The following is a 17,680-nucleotide window of genomic DNA, read 5'->3' as shown; positions in this document are numbered from 1 at the left end:
AAGCCCCAAATGGTGCATATCACTAATACGTAGCATTCTCTCGGAGGGATTGTCCGGGGGCCGGCTCGGATGCCGGTGGGGCCAGTGGGATCGGTGGGGTCGGTGGTTCCACGTCTTTGCGGTGGGAGGGCAGCAGCGCGTCGAACGCCGCGGCGAGGGAGCCGACCCCCGGCCGGTCGGCGGGGTCCGGTTCCAGGCACGCATCGATCGCGGTGGCGAGCGCACTCGGCAGCCGGCGCCGGCTGCCCACGGGGGCGGCCCGGCCCTCCAGCTGCGGATACCGGCGCTGTCGGCCGTAGGTGTCGCTGAGGCTCGCGGAAGCCGACGGGGCGCCTCGGTCACCGGCCGGCTCTCCGTCCATCGTGGTGGAGGTGGCCTCGGGGAACGGCAGGTCACCGGTGGCGGCCTCGTACAGGGTGATACCCACCCCCCACACATCCGCGGCGGCGGACAGGGTGGCGCCGCGCGCCTGCTCGGGGGCGAGATAGCAGGGGGTGCCGATGCCGGCGGGCGCGGGCCCCGGCGAGCGGGCGACGCTGAGGTCGAGGAGTTTGGCGCGCCGGCAGTCGATGATCACGTTCGAGGGCTTCACGTCCAGGTGCAGCAGGTTCCGGCCGTGCAGGTAGTGCAGTGCAGAGCACAGGTGCAGGCCCAGGAATGCCACGTCATTGGCGGCGAGCCGGTGCCGCAGACGGCCGATGAGGTGGGTGACGGTCTCGCCGGTCAGTGTCTCCAGGACGACGAGGGGCTCGGGCATCTCGACGGTCTCGTAGCCGCGGACCAGATGCGGGTGGCTGAACGCCTGCAGCCAGCGGCCCTCGCGCAGAAGCTGTTCGCGGAGCCGAGGTTCGTGCCGGCGGTCCGGACGCAGCGTCTTCACCAGGCAGCGGCAGTCCCGGTCGTAGCTCCAGGCGTCGTAGACGTCGAGCCATCCGGTCCTGGTCAGGTGGGCCAGGACCTCGTAGCCGGCGACCGGCCTCGCCCCCGGCCGCAGGGGCGGGGCCGGCGGGGCGGTCCGGTGCCGGGGGACCGCGCGCGGCGAGGGCAGGTTCGGGCGGCTCATGGGAAGGCCTCGATCATGGGAGCCGTGGCAGCGGGGTCCGCGGGGGCGTGGAACCGGTGCAGCCGGGCATAGGTCCTGCCCCTCAGCAGCAGGTCGTGGTGGGTTCCCTGCTCGACGACCCGGCCGTGGTCCAGCACCAGGATCCGGGTGGCGTCGCGGACGGTGAGCAGGTTGTGGGAGATGACGATCGTGGTGCGTCCGGCCATCAGCCGGCGCAGTGGCTCCATGACACGTCGGCCCGACTCGGCGTCCAGGCCGGTGGTCGGCTCGTCCAGGATCAGCACGGGCGCGTCACGGATCATGGCCCGGGCGATCGCCAGGCGCTGGCGCTGACCTCCGGACAGCAGCCTGCCGCGCTGGCCCACGACGGTGTCATAGCCCTCCGGCAGAGCGGTGACGAAGCCGTGCGCGTCCGCGGCGCGGGCCGCCGCGACGACCTCCCCCTCACTGGCGTCCGGGCGGCCGTAGAGGATGTTCTCGCGCACGGTGGCGTGCAGGACGAGCGTCTCCTGGAGCACCACGGCCACACTGTCGCGGACGTCGGCGAGCCGCAGGGTCCTCAGGTCCGCTCCGTCGAGGCGGACGACGCCGTGCTCGGGGTCGTAGAAACGCAGCAGGAGCTTGGCGACGGTGGACTTCCCCGCGCCACTGGCCCCGACCAGCGCCAGAGTCTGCCCGGGCTCCACCCGCAACGACACATCGCACAACGCGGGCCGGTCGGTCCCCGGATAGGTGAAGCCCACACCGTCGAACTCCACCTGCCCGCGAGCACGCCCGAGCCGGACGGGAGCGGGTACCTCGCTCACCTGCGGACGCTGGTCGAGCAGCTCGACGATCCGCTCCGCGGCGGCGGAAGCTCCGTAGAAGGTGCTGGTCAGGTGGGACATCCCCCGGATCGGGCTGTAGAGCTTGCCCAGCAGGGCGAGGAAGACCAGCAGCTCGCCCAGGGTGAGACGGCCGCGGGCCAGCTGCCAGGTGCCCAGGCCCATCACCAGCAGGGCCCCACTCAGCTCGATGAGGTCGACCAGCGGCGCGAAGACGGCACGGATCCTCGTCGAGGCCATGGTGGCGCGGTACCGTCCGAGAATCTCGCGCTGGAACCTGCCCTGCTCCCACTCCTGGCGGTTGTACGCCTGTACCAGGGCGATGTTGCCCAGCACCTCCTCGGCGACCGCGCTGACGGAACCGCTGCGCCGACGGCGCTCCCGGGAGGCGGCCTTCACCAGCCGGGAGAAGTAGCGGGCCGCGCACCAGAAGAGCGGCACGATGACGAGGGCGAACAGCGTCAGGTCCCAGCTCAGGTAGAAGAGCATGCCCAGGAAGATGCCCAGCCGCATCACGTACCACAGCGCCTGGGCCACGCCCGAGAGCAGGAACGTCTCGACCGCGTCGACGTCACCGGTGACCCGGGCCAGCACATCGCCGAGCCGGCGCCGTTCGAAGAAGCCGAGGGAGAGGCGCTGCGCGTGCCGGAAGACATCCGCCCGCAGCGCGAGCAGGAATCGCTCACCGACCCAGGTGGAGGTCACGTCGTCGGCGAACGACACGATGCCCGCAGCGAGGCTGAGCCCGACGTACGCCAGGGCGATCGGCAGGAACGGGCTGAGATCGCGGTGGACGAGCACCTCGTCCACCACCACCTTGAACAGCCATATCTCGGCCGCGTCGATGGCGGGGCCGACGACGCAGAACGCCACGAGCGGCAGCAGCCACCTCCGCCCGCCGCGTGTGTAGGGCCAGAACCGCCGGAAGATCTGCCGTACCGGGAGGGCCGGCGCGGCAGCGACGACCTGTTCGCCTTCCGGCTCCGCGACAGTGAGCAGCCGCCGCAGCCCGGTGGCCGGGGCGGCGCTGCGGACGGCGTGACGGCGTAGGTTCACGGAACCGCGGCTCACCGGACGTCGTCCCCCGACGGCCGGGAGAACTGGCCTACCGGCCGCCGAGGGGTACCGACGTCACTTGTGCGTGCCGGTGCTGGAGGTACGGCGACGGTGCTTGCGGTGGTGGGACGTCCTCCCCTTCGAGGTGGTCGTGGTCTTCCTGCCTTTGGAGTGCCTCTTGGCGGGCACCAGGTGGCTGAAGAGCGACATGATCTTTCCTTTCATCTTGCTCGGTTCACTAGGACATACGTGCGACCTCCTTCACGGGATGGCGATTCGGCAAGATTTTCCGGGGCGGGCCGGCCGTCCGGGCGACGCGATTGGTGTTACGGATGCGTTCCGAACTCTTGACGGCGGCCTTATGACTGCGTAGACATGACTGCGTAGCCAGACGCTGACGGTTCTAATATCGTCTGGTTCGAACATCCGGCCACCGGGAGACGCCCATGACGCGAGGAACAGCACGGAGCGGGAACACCGCGGCTCCGCGCAGCGTGGACGTGGCCCGCCTGGCCGGGGTCTCGCAGAAGACGGTGTCGAGGGTCTTCAACGACGAGCAGTACGTCTCCGCCGAGGTGCGGCGGCGCGTCCTCGAAGCCGCCGAAGAGCTCGGCTACCGACGCAACAACGCCGCCCGGGCACTGGCCTCCGGACGCACCCGCTCCATCGGTGTGGTGACACTGGGCACGGCCCTGTACGGCCCCGCCACCCTGCTCATGGGTGTCGAACGGGTCGTCCGGGACACGGGCTACGCGCTGCGCGTGGTCAACACGATGGAAGGCGACCCTGCGGGCGTGGCCGGTGCCGTGGACTCGCTCCTCGATCAGGGCGTGGACGGCATCGTCATCTCCGAACCGATCGACGAAGCAGGGGCCGAAGGAGACGCTTCCCTCCGCATCGACGTTCCGGTCCTCGTCCTCGGCGCGCCCTCCTCCGTCACCGCGCCCACCGTGCTGACCGCGGGGCGCGGTGCCGACCTCATGGCCCACACCGCCACCGAGCACCTGCTGAATCTCGGCCATCGGACGGTCCATCACCTGGCCGGTCCACAACGGTGGTACGCCGCCCGCGACCGCCTCGAGGGATGGCGGGCGACACTGACCGCCCACGGCCGGGCCGTACCGCCGGCCGTCGAGGGCGACTGGTCGGCCGCGTCCGGGTACCGGGCAGGACGCGCACTGGCCGAAGACGGTGACGTCACCGCGGTGTTCGCCGCCAACGACGACATGGCGATCGGCCTGATCCGCGCGCTGACGGAGGCCGGACGGCGCGTGCCCGACGACGTCAGCGTCGTCGGCTTCGACGACATTCCGGTCGCCGCCTATGTGACCCCTCCGCTGACCACGGTGCGGCAGCCGTTCGACGCCGTGGCGCAGGAGGGACTCAAGCGTCTGGTGCACGCCATCGAGAATCCGGACGCCGATCCCTTAACGCCGAGCGATCCACCGATCGACCTCATCATCCGCACCTCGACCGCGCCACCGCCGAGCCGGACAACCCTGGCTCGTGGCCGGCGTACCGCCCCGCGTTCCCTTGGGAGTGCGGAGAATCCTCCACTCCCGAACGGAGACCCGTCCACCCACCACTGACCCCCACCGGTCGAACCGGACGACCCCGAGCCCAGGGCGGGCGCGTGACTCCAGGACGAGCCGCTTCCTCCGGTCACGCCCCGCTCCTGCGGACGCCCTCGCCGCACGATCGCCGCGGCGCCGTTCCTGAACCCAGCAGGCGCTGAGCCGGTTTCCACACCGTCTGCCTCCGGTTCGTCTTCTTCCTCCTCGGCCGCGACCGCCACCCCCGCACACGGAAAGCTCCCGGCCCCGGTCCACGAGGGCACGCACCCGGCCCCGCCGGTGTCCGGGCCTCGGCCGGCGCGTGCGCGCCTCCCTCTCCTCCACCACACCTCCGTACGCCCTTGTCAGGCGTGCCGTCATCTTCGCCACCGGCGGGAGTTCACCATGCGCAGAAACACGTCCACACCCATGTCCGACCGCTCCTCGATGAGCCGTCGGCTGTTCCTCACCGCGACGGGTGCCGTCTCGCTCGGCATCACCCTCACCGCCTGCGGCGGCGACTCCGGCGGCACGTCCGCGTCCGCCAAGCCGGTCGGCCAGGCCGACATCGACAAGGCGATGAAGACGCCGACCGAGCTGACGTTCTGGACCTGGGTCCCGAACATCGACAAGGAGGTCGCCCTCTTCGAGGCGAAGTACCCGGCCATCAAGGTCAAGGTCGTCAACGCCGGCCAGGGCACTCCGCAGTACACCAAGCTGCGAACGGCACTCAAAGCCGGCAGCGGCGCCCCGGACATGGTGCAGATCGAGTACCAGGCCATCCCCACCTTCACCATCACGGACAGCCTCCTCGACCTGCGGCCGTACGGCGCCTCCGCGCTCAAGGAACGGTTCGTGGACTGGACTTGGCAGCAGGTCAGCGGCAGCAAGGGCGAAGTGTGGGCGATCCCCCAGGACACCGGCCCGCTCGGCATGCTGTACCGCAAGGACATCTTCGACAAGCACGGCATCCAGGTCCCCACGACCTGGGACGAGTTCGCCGCCGCGGCCCGCAGGCTCCACAAGGCCGACCCCGACATCTACCTGACCAATCTCGCGTCCGGCCAGGTCGCCGCCTGGCACGGCCTGCTGTGGCAGGCGGGCGCCAAGCCGTACGTGCTGTCCGGCAAGAGCGACATCACCATCGCCGTCGACGACGCCGTTTCCAGGAAGCTCGGCGCGTACTGGGGCGGCCTGGCCCAGGAAGGAGTCATCAGCACCGACCCGGACTTCACCGACGGCTGGTACGCCGGGTTCAACAAGGGCAAGTACGCCACCTGGATCACGGCGGCCTGGGGACCGGCCTTCCTCTCCGGCTCCGCCAAGGCCACCACCGGCAAGTGGCGAGCCGCCCCCCTCCCGCAGTGGGACGCGGCCAAGCCCAGCTCGGGCAACTGGGGCGGCTCGACCACCGCGGTCATCCGCTCGACCAAGAACCCCGTCGCGGCGGCGATGTTCGCGCAGTTCCTCAACAGCGATCCGGCCAGCGCGAAGATGTTCGCGACCGAGCAGTTCTTCTTCCCGGCGACCAAGTCCCTGCTCGCGGACGCCACGTTCACCGGGGACGCGCCCGCCTTCTACGGCGGCCAGAAGGTCAACCAGGTCTTCGCCGACATCAGCTCCACGGTCAACTCCTCCTTCCAGTGGCCCCCGTTCCTCGACCAGGCGGCGACCGACTGGACCGAGACCGTCGGCAAGTCCCTCGCCGACAAGACCGACACCGTCCGCGCGCTCGGCACCTGGCAGTCGCGGCTCACCACGTACGCCAAGAGCCAGGGCTTCACCGTCGAGACGCCGTAACGGCCCGTCAAGTCCCGTGCGGTGCATGGGCGCCCCTCCCCCACTGACACAGTCCCATCCCGCAGAAAGGCCCGATGATGACTGCCACAACCGCGGCCTCCCCCAAGGGCAGGAGACGAGACGGGCCGACGCGCCTCGGGCGCGGCAAGAGCCGTCAACGGGCGGCGGGACCGCTGTTCGTCGCCCCCTTCATGGTGCTGTTCCTGCTGCTCTTCCTCGCCCCGCTCGGCTACGCCGCCTACCTCAGCCTGTTCCAGGAACGCCTCATCGGCGGCACGGCGTTCGTCGGTCTCGACAACTACGCCCAGGCCCTGAGCGATCCGCAGTTCCTGCACGGCATCGGACGCGTGGCGCTGTTCTTCGTGATCCAGGTCCCGGTGATGCTGCTGCTGGCGCTGGTGTTCGCCCTGGCCCTCGACAGCGGGCTGCTCCGGCTCGCCCGTGTCATCCGGCTGGGCATCTTCGTCCCGTACGCCGTCCCCAGCGTGGTCGCCGCGCTCATGTGGGGCTATCTGTACGGGCCGGACTTCGGCCCGTTCGCCCAGCTCAGCCGCGATCTCGGTCTGCCCGTCCCGGACTTCCTCGGTGACGGCTGGATGCTCGGCAGCCTGGCGAACATCGTGACCTGGGAGTTCGTCGGCTACAACATGATCATCCTGTACGCCGCCCTGCGCACGATTCCCGAGGAGCTGTACGAGGCGGCCGCGGTGGACGGGGCCGGAGCCTGGCGGACCGCCTGGTCGATCAAGCTGCCGGCCCTGCGCCCCGCGCTGATGCTCACCCTGCTGTTCTCGGTGATCGGCAGCTTCCAGTTGTTCAACGAGCCGAAACTGCTGATGACCATCGCCCCGGACGTGATCAGCAGTTCGTACACCGCCAACCTCTACGCCTACACGCTCGCCTTCACCGGACAGCAGGTCAACTACGCGGCCACGGTGTCCTTCCTCCTCGGCCTCGTCATCGTGATCGCCTCCTACGCCGTCCTGCTCACCGCGAACCGCAGGAGGACCCCGTGACGACCACGACCCCCACGGCCACGATCACCGAACCGGTGCGGCCGGCCTCCGCCGCTCCCCCGGGACGCCGTCGACGCGGGACCCGGCACAGCACCCCGCTGACGATCGCCATGCTGGCCGCCCTGGCGTACTTCCTGCTCCCCCTGTTCTGGCTGCTGATCGCCTCGACCAAGAGCACCCAGGACCTGTTCGGCAGCTTCGGCCTGTGGTTCTCACACGCCCCGCAGTTGCTGACGAACGTCAAGGAGACGTTCGCCCAGGACGACGGGGTCTTCGTGCACTGGCTGCTCAACACGGTCATGTACGCGGGCGTCAGCGCGGTCGGGGCCGCGCTGCTCGCGGCCGCCGGCGGGTACGGATTCGCGAAGTTCCGCTTCCGCGGCGACCGGGCCGCCTTCAACCTGGTGCTCGGCGCCGTCATGGTCCCGGCCACCGCGCTGGCGATCCCGACCTATCTGCTCTTTGCCAAGGCGGGCCTGGTCAACACCCCCTGGGCGGTCATCCTGCCCTCCCTGGTCAACCCCTTCGGCCTCTATCTCATGCGTGTCTACGCCCAGGACGCCGTCCCGGACAGCATCCTTGAGGCCGCTCGCATCGACGGCGCCGGGGAAGCGCGGATCTTCGGCACGATCGTGCTGCGGCTCCTCGCGCCGGGCCTGGTCACCGTGCTGCTGTTCACGCTCGTGGCGACCTGGAACAACTACTTCCTGCCTCTGATCATGCTCAATGACCCGAATCTGTACCCCGTCACGGTCGGCCTCTCCTCCTGGGCCGCGCAGGCACAGAACGGCGGGGCCGGCGCCGGCAGCGACATGCTCGCGCTCGTCGTGACCGGCTCCCTCATCTCGGTCCTCCCCCTCGTTGTGGCCTTCCTCCTGCTGCAGCGCTACTGGCAGAGCGGCCTCGCCGCCGGCGGCGTCAAGCAGTAGGGCACGCAGCCCTCGTACCACTCCCTGTTTCCTCGGAGGTTCACCTCATGGCGGCTCTGCCTGCCCGCGTCCTGTTCGGCGCCGCGTACTACCACGAGTACCAGCCTTACGAACGGCCTGACGAACGACTCAAGACCGACCTCGATCTGATGGCCGACGCGCATGTCACCGTCATCCGGGTCGGCGAGTCGGTGTGGTCCACCTGGGAACCCGAGAACGGCCGCTTCGACCTCGACTGGCTCCAGCCCGTCCTGGACGGCGCCCACGAACGCGGCATCTCCGTCGTCCTCGGCACCCCGACCTACGCCGTCCCGCCGTGGCTGGCCCGCCAGTACCCGGAGATCACCGGCGAGCGGGGAACCGGTGAGCGCATCGGCTGGGGCGCCCGCCAGGAGGTCGACTTCACCCACCCCGCGTTCAAGTTCCACGCCGAGCGGATCATCCGCAAGGTCGTCGCCCGGTACGCCGACCACCCCGCGGTCATCGGCTACCAGGTCGACAACGAACCGGGCCTGGAGCTCTTCCACAACCACGGCGTCTTCCAGCGCTTCGTGGACCACCTGCGCGAGACGTACGGCGACGTCGAGACCCTCAACCGCGAGTGGGGCCTCGTCTACTGGTCGCACCGCCTCTCCACCTGGGCCGATCTGTGGACCCCGGACGGCAACGCACAACCGCAGTACGACGTCGCCTGGCGGGCGTTCCAGGCGGACCAGTGCACCGAGTTCATCGGCTGGCAGGCCGACATCGTGCGCGAGTACGCCCGCCCCGAGCAGTTCGTCACCACCTGCATCTCCTACAAGCGGCCGGCGGTCGAGGACGACGAGCTGACCGACCGCCTCGACATCGCCTCCGGCAACCCGTACTACGGCATGCAGGACGATCTGCTACTGCCCGACACCACGCCCGACGGCCACGAGCAGATCTGGAAGACCACCGGTGTCTGGGCGCTGTACCAGACCGCCGACTGGATGTTCTCCTCGCGCCAGGAGCCGTTCCTCGTCACCGAGACCAACGCAGGCTCCATCGGCATGCCGTGGGACAACCGCCCCGCCTACGACGGCCAGTGGCGGCAGGCCGCCTGGGCACTCGTCGCACGCGGCGCCCGCATGATCGAGTACTGGCACTGGCACACGCTGCACTTCGGCGCGGAGACCTACTGGGGCGGCATCCTGCCCCACACCGGACAGCCCGGCCGCACCTATGCCGAACTCGCCCGCCTGGGAGCGGAGTTCGACGCTGCCGGTCCCCTCGTCGCCGGGCTCGAACCGGACGCCGACATCACGATGGTCTACTCGACGCCGAGCAAGTGGCTCATGAAAAAATACCCGCCGCTCGCGAAGCCGGACGGCGAGCCCGACCCGGAGGCCTACCACCGCATCCTCGACCCCTTCTACCGCGGCGCCTTCGACGCCGGCCGCCAGGTGCGCATCGTCCACGCCCGCCAGCTGCACGACCCGCGCGGAGAACGGGAGGGCCTGACCCCGGAGGAGGCCGCACACCGCCACCCCGTCCTCGTCGTCCCGGGGCTGTACATGGCCGCCGACTCGACGCTCGACTGGTTCGCGGCCTACGCGGAGGCGGGCGGCCACCTGGTACTCGGCCCGCGCACCGGCTACGCCGACCACGAGGCGCGGGCCCGGCACGAGCCTGCTCCCGGGCGGCTGGTCCAGGCCGCGGGCGTCCAGTACGACGAGTTCAGCAACCTCCTCCAGGACGTACCCCTCCGCGCCGCCCCGGACAGCCCGCTGCAGCTTCCGGAGAACGCGACGGCGACCCACTGGGCCGACGGCCTGACCGTCGGCGACGCCGACGTGCTCGCCGTCTACGACCATCCCCACTTCGGCCGCTGGCCCGCGGTCACCACTCGCCGCCACAGCGCCGGCCGCGTCACCACCGTCGGCACCGTCCCCGGCCGCGGCCTCGCAAGGGCACTGGCGGCCTGGATGGCACCGGCCTCCCGCGGCGCGTGGCGGGACCTCCCGGAATCCGTCACCGCCACGACCGCCACGGCACCCGACGGCCGCCGGGTCCACATCGTCCACAACTGGAGCTGGGAGCCGAAGAGAGTCCACGCCCCCGTGGACCTCTCCGACGCCCTGCACAGCACGTCCGTCCCCGCGGGCACGGCGCTGGACCTCGGCCCGTGGGACGTACGCGTGTTCGCCTCCACCGGCAAGGACGGCACCCCCTGTCTCTGAAGCAGGCGACCGCTCCGGAAACCCGCACATCACCGTGGTCACCCCCCGAGGAGGGGCTATGCAGAGAAGAAGGCTGGTACGAGCACTGGGTACCGTCACCGCGGCATCAGCCATGGTGGCGATACCCATGGTCAGCGCGCAGGCGTACAACCCGACGGGCGGAACCCTCTACCAGCTCGGCAGCGAGCCGTGCCTGAAGGGGCGGGGCAACTGCGCGATCTACCCGAAGTCGGCGGAGCTGCCCGGCGGACGCCTGGTCGCATCCTTCGAGAAGTCCACGGTGGTGACGGCGACGGGCAGCGCCGACAAGCAGACCCTCCCGGTCTACAAGAGCGACGACCACGGAACGACCTGGCAGGCGCTGTCCGAGGTCAAGGCTCCGGCGTATCTGTCCGGCGACCCCCAGTACGCGAAGTACACGAGCAACTGGACCAACCCGTACCTCTATGTTCTCCCTCAGGACGTCGGGAACCTGAAGCAGGGCACGCTCCTCCTCGCCGGCGTCGTGTCGGGCGACGACTACTACTACAAGGAGCACAAGGCGGCCGATCCGAACTGGACGCCCACCAACGACGGCGACCGCAAGGACCTGGCGATCGCCCTGTACTCCAGCACCGACGACGGCGTGACCTGGAAGGTCGAGAACGTCGTCGCGACCGGCGGTTGGCAGGGCGGCAGCGCGGGCGCGGTAGGCCAGAACATCGCGGCCGCGAACACGAACCACCAGGTGGATCCCGTCTGGGAGCCGTACCTGATGGTCTACAAGGGCCAGCTCGTCTGCTACTACTCCGACGAGAACGACTACACCGGCTTCAACGCGACCACCGGTGTCCCGACACTTGACCCCGCCAACGACACCGCCACGGACTCTCAGGGCCAGATCCTCGCCCACAGGACCTGGGACGGCACCAGTGCCCAGTGGAGCGCCCCCGTCGTCGACGTCGCCGGACTGACCCAGAACATGGGCGGCGGCAAGACCGAGATCGGCAGCGGCCGGCCGGGCATGGCGAACGTCGTCCGCACCACGGACGGCAAGTGGCTGCTGACCTTCGAGTACTGGGGCGGAGGCGTCAACACCAGGTACGTGCTCGCCGACGACCCGCTGAAGTTCTACACCGGCTCCGCCACCGGCACGGGCGTCACCACCCTGCCGCTCGACGCCGGCTCCCACGCCCTGGCGACAAACGGCAGTCCCGTTCTCATCAGGCTGCCCGGTGGCCGCCTCGTCTACAACGCGGCCGGCAGCGGCAACGTCTGGGTCAACGACAGCGGACGCAGCGACGGCACGTGGAAGGAGTACCAGACGACCTCGGCTGCCGGATACAGCCGCAACCTGCAGTACGTCGCGGCCACCGGCCGCATCTCGATCCTCAACAACCAGGGCACATCCACGCTCAAGTTCGCCGAGGTCGACCTCGGCCACACCGACGGCGCCTACTACCAGCTGGTGAACCGCAAGACCGACCAGGTGATCGGCACCGGGAACAAGACCAACGACGCGAACATCGGCAACGCCGACGTGCCCGACGTCCGGCTCGAGGCCCCCGGGTCGGCGGCGAACGCGGACACCCAGTACTGGCACGTGACGACCGAGCCGAACGGCGGCGTGAGCCTGCTGAACAAGTCGGGCGGCCGCGCGGCGGCCATCTGGACCGGCAACGCCACGGCCGGTCAGAAGATCGGCCAGTGGGTCGACAACAGCGCCACCGGCAGCTGGAACCTCGTCAAGACCAGCGACGGGTTCTACAAGCTCCAGTCCGTCAAGAACACGAGCCTGTACCTGACCGGCGCGTCCGCCGGGGCGCAGCTGACCCTGCAGACCGCCCTCACGGACGGCTCGCAGGACTGGGAACTCGTCCAGTAGACCAACGCAGGCGACGCAAGGGCCACAGATCCGGGCCTGGTCTCCTTCGACCGGGCCCGGAGGGGCGGGGCGCGGCTGTCAGAGCGGCGCGAATCCACATCTGCGCGCCTCCACCATCGGCGTCGACGCCCTCTCCTGCCGCAGGCGTAGGGCGGCGCGGTTGATCCGGACATCTGGCAACGGGGTTGCCCGGGAAGGACGTCATTGCGACGAGGCCGAACTCAGCCGGAGGAGAACGGCGGTGTTGGCACGGGGCAGGGAGACCGTGAGTCTGCCGTCGGCTGCGTGCCACTCCGGAGCGGCATCGGCGGTTGCGGGATGCAGCACCACGGGATGAACGTGAGTGCCACGCAGGTGCGGGACGCTGAGTGTGCAGTGGTCGTCGACGGGCTCGTTCTGCCCGTGACGGCTCGGGACGGTCCCGTCTCCACCCGCGCCGGGCACCCGCCGCCACACCGTGACAAACGTGGTCTCCTGACCTCGCAGGCCGTGGGCGATCCACTCGTCCTCCCACGCGGGAAGACCCAACGGCCAGAACGGGAGCGCACCGCTGATCTCCCGCCGGATGTCCTTGTAGACGGAGATCGCCGAGCCGACGAGTCCGAACTGTTCCTCGCTCATGAGGTTGAGGAAGCCCGAAAGGTGGATGCGGCCGAGCAGCGCACCGGTGAGGGTGAAGGCGATCTCGTCGGGGGTGTGGTCGGGCTGGGGGTAGGCCCAGACGGCGGCCTGCTCGGGGGTGGCGGCGGTGGCGGCCGCGGCGGCGATGGGCGGATAGCGCAGGGGATCCTGCTGGTCGCTGGTGGACTGCAGTTGCGCCACCGTCAGCTGCGCGTAGTCCATGCGCAGGCCGCCCGAGCCGCAGTTCTCCAGGACGAGGCCGGGGTGGCGGTCGAGGAGGGAGTTCATCCAGTCGAGGTGGGCACGATGGTGCCCGAGCAGGCCGGCGCCCGCGCTTTCGAAGCCGTTCTCCGTACCCGGGCCGACGTTGATGTTGTAGTCGAGTTTCAGGTAGCCGACGCCCCAATCGCCGACCAGCCGGTCCACGACGGAGTCGAGATGAGTGCGGGCAGACGGGTGGCGCAGGTCCAGGTGGTGCCGTCCGTGTTCGGTGACGCGCAGGCCGCCGCGCCGGAAGAACGCCTCGGGCGGCAGGGTTTGGGCCAGCGGACTGCGTACACCGACGACTTCGGGTTCCAGCCAGAGTCCCGGGGTCATGCCGTGCCGTCTGATGGCGTCCAGGACCTCCTGGAGGCCCCCGGGGAAGCGGTTGGGGGCGGGTTCCCACGCGCCGACGGCGTCCCACCAGCCCTGGGCGTCGTCGTCGTACCAGCCCGCGTCGATGACGAAGACCTCGGCGCCGACCGCCCCTGCCGCCTCGATGAGGGGCATGAGCTTTTCCGTGGTGGGGTCACCCATCAGGGTGTTCATGTAGTCGTTGTAGATCACCGGGAGCGTGCGGTGGTCGGGGTGGGCGCGGCGGATGCCACGGCGGTAGTCGGTGAGTTCACCGAAGGCGGCGTCAAGGCCGCCCGCCTCGGTCCGGACGAGGACGGCGGGAACGGTGGTGAACCCCTCTCCGGGCGCGAGGGTGTGGTGCCACTGGTGGTGGGCGTCATCGGGGCCGAACAGGGCGACGTAGGCCGCGCCCTCGCGTTCGCCGGTCTCGAAGCGCCAGCCCGCGCTGGACTCTATCTGCCACAGCCAGGTGCGGCCTTCCCGGTCGGTCAGGCCGGCGACGGGGAGGTGGCGGCCGGTGGACCAGCTGCCCTGTGAACAGCGCTCGAAGCAGCCGCGCCCCTCGTGCCCATGGGCAGACCTGCTCAGGGAAACGATCTGGTCCCGGAACGCGGCCTGGCGCCAGCGGCATTCGGCGAGCCAGTCGTTGTCCGCCCAGTGCAGGGTCAGGCCGTCGAGGCCGCCCTCGGCATCGGCGATGCCGCCCAAGGTCAGGGTGGTCACACTCTCCAGCCGGAGCGGTGCGCTGCCCTCGTTGACCAGACGTACCTGCGCGCGCAGGAAACCGGCGCCCGAACTCGCCTCCAGGGCGACCTCGGCGGCCAGGCCGGTCGCCGGGTCCGCCAGCCGGATCGTCGTACGCTCGCGGACTGCGTCCTGGACCGTCTGGTGGGCACGGTAGGTCAGGCGGTCGCCGATGGCCGTCTCGATGAAGCGTTCCCCGGACCACATGCGCCCGTGGCCGGTGGCGGTGGCCTCGACGAGGGGGACCAGAGCGGCCCAGTCCTGGTCGGGCCTGCCCAGCCTGACCGAGCCGGTGGCGTCCACGAGGGCATGCAGCCCGAGGTCCGGATGCGACCAGATACGGGTGCTCGCGGCGGTTCCGGCGTCAGCGGCCACACGGTTCCCCTTCCGGGATGGTTCGGAACTGGTGTCCGTCGTGGGTGCCGAGCTGGGAATTCGCGTTCTGCCGGAGAGGATGTGCCGCGTCGACGGATGTACTTGAAAGGCAAGTCTCCAGCTGCGGGTCTCTTGACGATGTTGTGACCGCTCACAATCTTCCCACGCCTGTGACCGGTCACACAACACTGCCGGACCATCTTGACCGGGAACTCGCCCTCGGGGTGGCCGAGGAGCTTCCGGTGAGAAACCGACCGGACCTGCCGCGTATGTGTCACCAGGTCGTTGCCACCGACCGCAGCGCGGTCCACGTTTCGCCGTCTCGGGCGTAGTCCATGGTGAACTGCAGCGGCCAGTCGGCGTGGGTGCCGTAGACCGTTGCCTCGGTGACGATGCGGCCGACGAGACGGGCCGTGTCGCCCTCCACCTCGACGGTGACGTTCTTCTCTTTCACGCTGTGGTAGATGAACCGGCCTGCTCGCATCTCGGACAGCCACTCGGCCTTGGGCTGTCGGTACCCGGTGATGTGGGTGAGGGTGAAGCCGTCGTCGAGCAGGCCGTCCAGGGCGTCGGTGTCACCGTCGGTCATCGCCCGCAGGTGGGCGCGGTAGGCGGCCAGGACTTCTTCGCGGGCGTTCCCGTCCGGGGAGGCGGGCATGGTTTCTCCTGTCCGGGTGGTCATTCGGCGGCTTGGCGTCGGGACAGCCGTACTTCTTCGATGTCGAGCCGGCGCTGGACGTGGCGCAGCACGGTGTCGTCGATCTCGCGCTCGTCGCGCAGGCGGACCAACGTGGCGCGTTTGTGCGCGAGGAGGGCCAGGCGCAGGGCGGTGTAGTGCCGGTGGTGGCGCAGGACGACTTCGTCGTCGGTGGCGGTCTCACCGCCGCCCGCGCGGACGACGAGCAGGTGGGACTCGTACTCCTGGCGCATGCGTTCGGCGACCGCCGGGTCCGTTTCCAGGTCGTCGACGAGCGTGGGAAGGGCCTTGAGGGCCTCCTCGGTCGCGGTCGTCTCCGCGAGAAGGCGTTCCTCCTCCACCGACGTGTCACGGGGCAGCCGGGCCCAGCGCACCACGGCCGGCAGCAGCAGTCCCTGCACGACCAGGGTGGTGACGATGACTCCGGAGGTGACGAAGACGATCGTGTCGCGGTCGGGGAAGGGCGCGCCGGAGTCGAGCGCCGTCGGCACCGACAGGGCCACGGCCAGCGAGACCGCTCCCCGGAAGCCGGCGATGGACGTGACCACCCGGGCGCGGTAGTTCATCCGGCGCAGGCGCTGCTGCGGACGGCGGTCCAGCAGACGGATCAGGTACGGGACGGTGAAATTGAAGGCGAAGCGCGCGGCGACGACCACGGCGGAGACGGCCGCGACGGCGATGAGGGCGTTGGCGAGGTCACTGCCGTGCAGTTCGCGTAGGGCGGCCTGGGCCTGCAGGCCGACGAGTACGAACAACGAGCTGTTGAGCACGAAGGTGGCCAGCGACCAGGTCTCCTCCGCCTGGCGGCGCATCGCGGCCGCAGCCACGCGCGGTCCGGCCTGGCTCATGATCAGCCCGGCGACGACGGCCGCGAGGACGCCGGATGCGTGGATCAGTTCGGCGAGGAGATAGGCGGTGAAGGGCATGAGGATCATCGCCACGTTGCCCAGCAGCGGGTCGTCGAAGACCCGCCGCGCCCTGATCACCAGCCATGCGGTCAACGCTCCGGCCGCGGCCCCACCGACGTAGGAGACGGCGAACAGCGCGGTGACGTGCGGGAGGGTGAAGTGCTCCTCGCCGACCGTGATGCCGACGGCCAGTCCGAAGAGCACCAGCGCGGTGCCGTCGTTGATGAGGCTTTCGGCGCGCAGCAGGGTGACGTTGCGGCGGGGCAGTGCCTTGGCGAGGACGCCGACGGCGGTCGCGTCGGTGGGGGCCACGGCCGCGCCCAGCACCCATGCCGGTCCCCAGGCCAGGCCCAGGCCGTGTGCCACGGCCGCCACGGCTCCGGCGGTGCCGATGACCAGCACGGTGCTCATCAGGATGATGCCGCGCAGATCCCGCCGGATCTCCCGCAGGGACGTGGTCAGGCTCTCCCAGTACAGCAGCACCGGCAGAAAGATGAGCAGCACCGCCTCCGGCGGCAGCTCCACCGCGCGCAGCGCGGGCACGAGGCCGAGCAGTGCGCCGAATACCAGCAGCACGACGGGTGGGGCGATCCGGTAGCGGTCACCGGCGGCATTGCCCAGCAGCACCGCCACGCCCAGGACCACGACGAGTTCGAGGCCGATCACGGCATGGCTCCCGGCCGGGTCAGGAGGCGGATGCCCGACGGCGCGACCTCGTGGTGACCGCGATCGCGGCAGTCGCCCGTGGTGCGGGCGGGGGGATCGCCGGGTGCTGTGTCGGCGTGGGCGTTGACGGTGTACATCGTCCTTCTCCCGCGGCGGTCAGCGCGGCAGAAGCCGCATGGTCGTCGAACCCGCGGTGGAGCTCGTGATGCGCTGGATGGTGTTGGCCGAATAGCGGCCGTACTTGGTGCGGTAGGCGGCGTCGACCGCATCGTTGATCTCGCCGTCGGCGTCCTCGAACGCCACGTCCTTCTCGACGCCGCCGGCCTCGACACGGCCCTCGTGCCGGGCTCGGGTGCCACGGAACCAGGCGGAGGTGGGGCCGTTCACGGAGCGCACGAAGATGTCGTCGCCGACGCGGACGACCCAGATGGTGCGCCGGCCGCCCAGCTCTCCGTCCCGGCGCCGGGAGGCGACCTCCAGTTCCTCGGCCGACCCGATCCGGTCGAGTTCGTCGTCGGTCCAGGGAGCAGGGGTGGTCATCCGCTCTCTCCTCGGTTCTCGTGGGCCTGTTTCCGCGGGGCGGGGGAACTCCTGTGGGTGCGAGAGGATCTCGCGGGCATCGGACCCGGTGAGTGTTCTCGTGTCACGGCAGACCGGCGGCCGCGGTCCGCGGCCACGGGGACCAGTCCCGGAGGCGATGACCATGATCCGCAGGCGGGTGCATGCCACTGGCGTGGTGGTTCTG

General features: G+C 70.0%; 14 protein-coding genes. 6 read left to right on the top strand and 8 right to left on the bottom strand.

Annotated features, from left to right (window positions below):
• Positions 1-22: 22 nt before the first annotated feature.
• The 3 genes from ABT057_RS13305 to ABT057_RS13295 all read right to left on the bottom strand — a co-directional run bounded on the left by ABT057_RS13305 (position 23) and on the right by ABT057_RS13295 (position 3,153).
• Complete coding sequence (locus tag ABT057_RS13305; protein ID WP_352342891.1) at positions 23-1,063, bottom strand: serine/threonine-protein kinase; 1,041 nt, start codon at positions 1,061-1,063, stop codon at positions 23-25.
• Complete coding sequence (locus tag ABT057_RS13300) at positions 1,060-2,943, bottom strand: ABC transporter ATP-binding protein (protein ID WP_352342890.1); 1,884 nt, start codon at positions 2,941-2,943, stop codon at positions 1,060-1,062. The genes ABT057_RS13305 and ABT057_RS13300 overlap by 4 nt, the downstream gene beginning before the upstream one ends.
• A 75-nt stretch (positions 2,944-3,018) precedes the next feature.
• Entirely contained in the window at positions 3,019-3,153 is a 135-nt protein-coding gene (locus ABT057_RS13295; RefSeq protein ID WP_352342889.1) for a hypothetical protein, read from the bottom strand.
• Positions 3,154-3,389: 236 nt separating this feature from the next.
• Between ABT057_RS13295 and ABT057_RS13290 the strand changes: the two genes are divergently transcribed.
• From ABT057_RS13290 to ABT057_RS13265, 6 genes are all read left to right on the top strand, one after another.
• Positions 3,390-4,532: a LacI family DNA-binding transcriptional regulator gene (locus ABT057_RS13290; protein WP_352342888.1), complete on the top strand. Its 1,143-nt coding sequence runs from the start codon at positions 3,390-3,392 to the stop codon at positions 4,530-4,532.
• A 369-nt stretch (positions 4,533-4,901) separates the two neighbouring features.
• Entirely contained in the window at positions 4,902-6,296 is a 1,395-nt protein-coding gene (locus tag ABT057_RS13285; protein ID WP_352342886.1) for an ABC transporter substrate-binding protein, read from the top strand.
• 74 nt (positions 6,297-6,370) lie between these two features.
• The gene (locus ABT057_RS13280) at positions 6,371-7,312 is read left to right on the top strand and encodes a carbohydrate ABC transporter permease (protein ID WP_502973883.1); all 942 of its coding nucleotides are present in this window, start codon (positions 6,371-6,373) and stop codon (positions 7,310-7,312) included.
• Complete coding sequence (locus tag ABT057_RS13275) at positions 7,309-8,241, top strand: carbohydrate ABC transporter permease (protein ID WP_502973882.1); 933 nt, start codon at positions 7,309-7,311, stop codon at positions 8,239-8,241. Before ABT057_RS13280 ends, ABT057_RS13275 begins: the two co-directional genes overlap by 4 nt.
• A 47-nt stretch (positions 8,242-8,288) precedes the next feature.
• Positions 8,289-10,442, top strand: coding sequence for a beta-galactosidase (locus ABT057_RS13270; protein ID WP_352342885.1), 2,154 nt, complete (start codon positions 8,289-8,291; stop codon positions 10,440-10,442).
• A gap of 58 nt (positions 10,443-10,500) precedes the next feature.
• On the top strand, positions 10,501-12,306 hold the full coding sequence (locus ABT057_RS13265; RefSeq protein WP_352342884.1) for an RICIN domain-containing protein: 1,806 nt from the start codon (positions 10,501-10,503) through the stop codon (positions 12,304-12,306).
• Between the two features lie 201 nt (positions 12,307-12,507).
• On the opposite strand, the gene ABT057_RS13260 is transcribed toward ABT057_RS13265, so the two are convergent.
• From ABT057_RS13260 to ABT057_RS13240, 5 genes are all read right to left on the bottom strand, one after another.
• Positions 12,508-14,664, bottom strand: coding sequence for an alpha-galactosidase (locus ABT057_RS13260; protein WP_352342883.1), 2,157 nt, complete (start codon positions 14,662-14,664; stop codon positions 12,508-12,510).
• A gap of 274 nt (positions 14,665-14,938) precedes the next feature.
• Positions 14,939-15,322: a nuclear transport factor 2 family protein gene (locus ABT057_RS13255; protein WP_352342881.1), complete on the bottom strand. Its 384-nt coding sequence runs from the start codon at positions 15,320-15,322 to the stop codon at positions 14,939-14,941.
• A 20-nt stretch (positions 15,323-15,342) separates the two neighbouring features.
• Positions 15,343-16,935 (bottom strand): Na+/H+ antiporter, encoded by a 1,593-nt coding sequence (locus ABT057_RS13250; protein WP_352342879.1) that lies wholly within the window; start codon positions 16,933-16,935, stop codon positions 15,343-15,345.
• A complete protein-coding gene (locus tag ABT057_RS13245; protein ID WP_352342878.1) occupies positions 16,932-17,072 on the bottom strand; it encodes a hypothetical protein in 141 nt (46 codons plus the stop codon). Before ABT057_RS13245 ends, ABT057_RS13250 begins: the two co-directional genes overlap by 4 nt.
• A gap of 19 nt (positions 17,073-17,091) precedes the next feature.
• Positions 17,092-17,475, bottom strand: a complete 384-nt coding sequence (locus ABT057_RS13240; RefSeq protein ID WP_352342877.1) for a DUF2255 family protein — start codon at positions 17,473-17,475, stop codon at positions 17,092-17,094.
• Positions 17,476-17,680: the final 205 nt, after the last annotated feature.

Source organism: Streptomyces sp. NPDC002588 (assembly GCF_040295925.1).
Lineage (GTDB): Bacteria > Actinomycetota > Actinomycetes > Streptomycetales > Streptomycetaceae > Streptomyces.
This window is presented reverse-complemented; position numbering and strand designations above follow the sequence as displayed.

What these genes read in the sequence shown, in the direction of transcription:
- ABT057_RS13280 (WP_502973883.1), top strand. Translation starts at nt 6,371, where the DNA reads ATGATGACTGCCACAACCGCGGCCTCCCCCAAGGGCAGGAGACGAGAC.
- ABT057_RS13270 (WP_352342885.1), top strand. Translation starts at nt 8,289, where the DNA reads ATGGCGGCTCTGCCTGCCCGCGTCCTGTTCGGCGCCGCGTACTACCAC.
- ABT057_RS13305 (WP_352342891.1), bottom strand. Translation starts at nt 1,063, where the DNA reads ATGAGCCGCCCGAACCTGCCCTCGCCGCGCGCGGTCCCCCGGCACCGG.
- ABT057_RS13290 (WP_352342888.1), top strand. Translation starts at nt 3,390, where the DNA reads ATGACGCGAGGAACAGCACGGAGCGGGAACACCGCGGCTCCGCGCAGC.
- ABT057_RS13285 (WP_352342886.1), top strand. Translation starts at nt 4,902, where the DNA reads ATGCGCAGAAACACGTCCACACCCATGTCCGACCGCTCCTCGATGAGC.
- ABT057_RS13255 (WP_352342881.1), bottom strand. Translation starts at nt 15,322, where the DNA reads ATGCCCGCCTCCCCGGACGGGAACGCCCGCGAAGAAGTCCTGGCCGCC.
- ABT057_RS13295 (WP_352342889.1), bottom strand. Translation starts at nt 3,153, where the DNA reads ATGTCGCTCTTCAGCCACCTGGTGCCCGCCAAGAGGCACTCCAAAGGC.
- ABT057_RS13265 (WP_352342884.1), top strand. Translation starts at nt 10,501, where the DNA reads ATGCAGAGAAGAAGGCTGGTACGAGCACTGGGTACCGTCACCGCGGCA.
- ABT057_RS13240 (WP_352342877.1), bottom strand. Translation starts at nt 17,475, where the DNA reads ATGACCACCCCTGCTCCCTGGACCGACGACGAACTCGACCGGATCGGG.
- ABT057_RS13245 (WP_352342878.1), bottom strand. Translation starts at nt 17,072, where the DNA reads ATGTACACCGTCAACGCCCACGCCGACACAGCACCCGGCGATCCCCCC.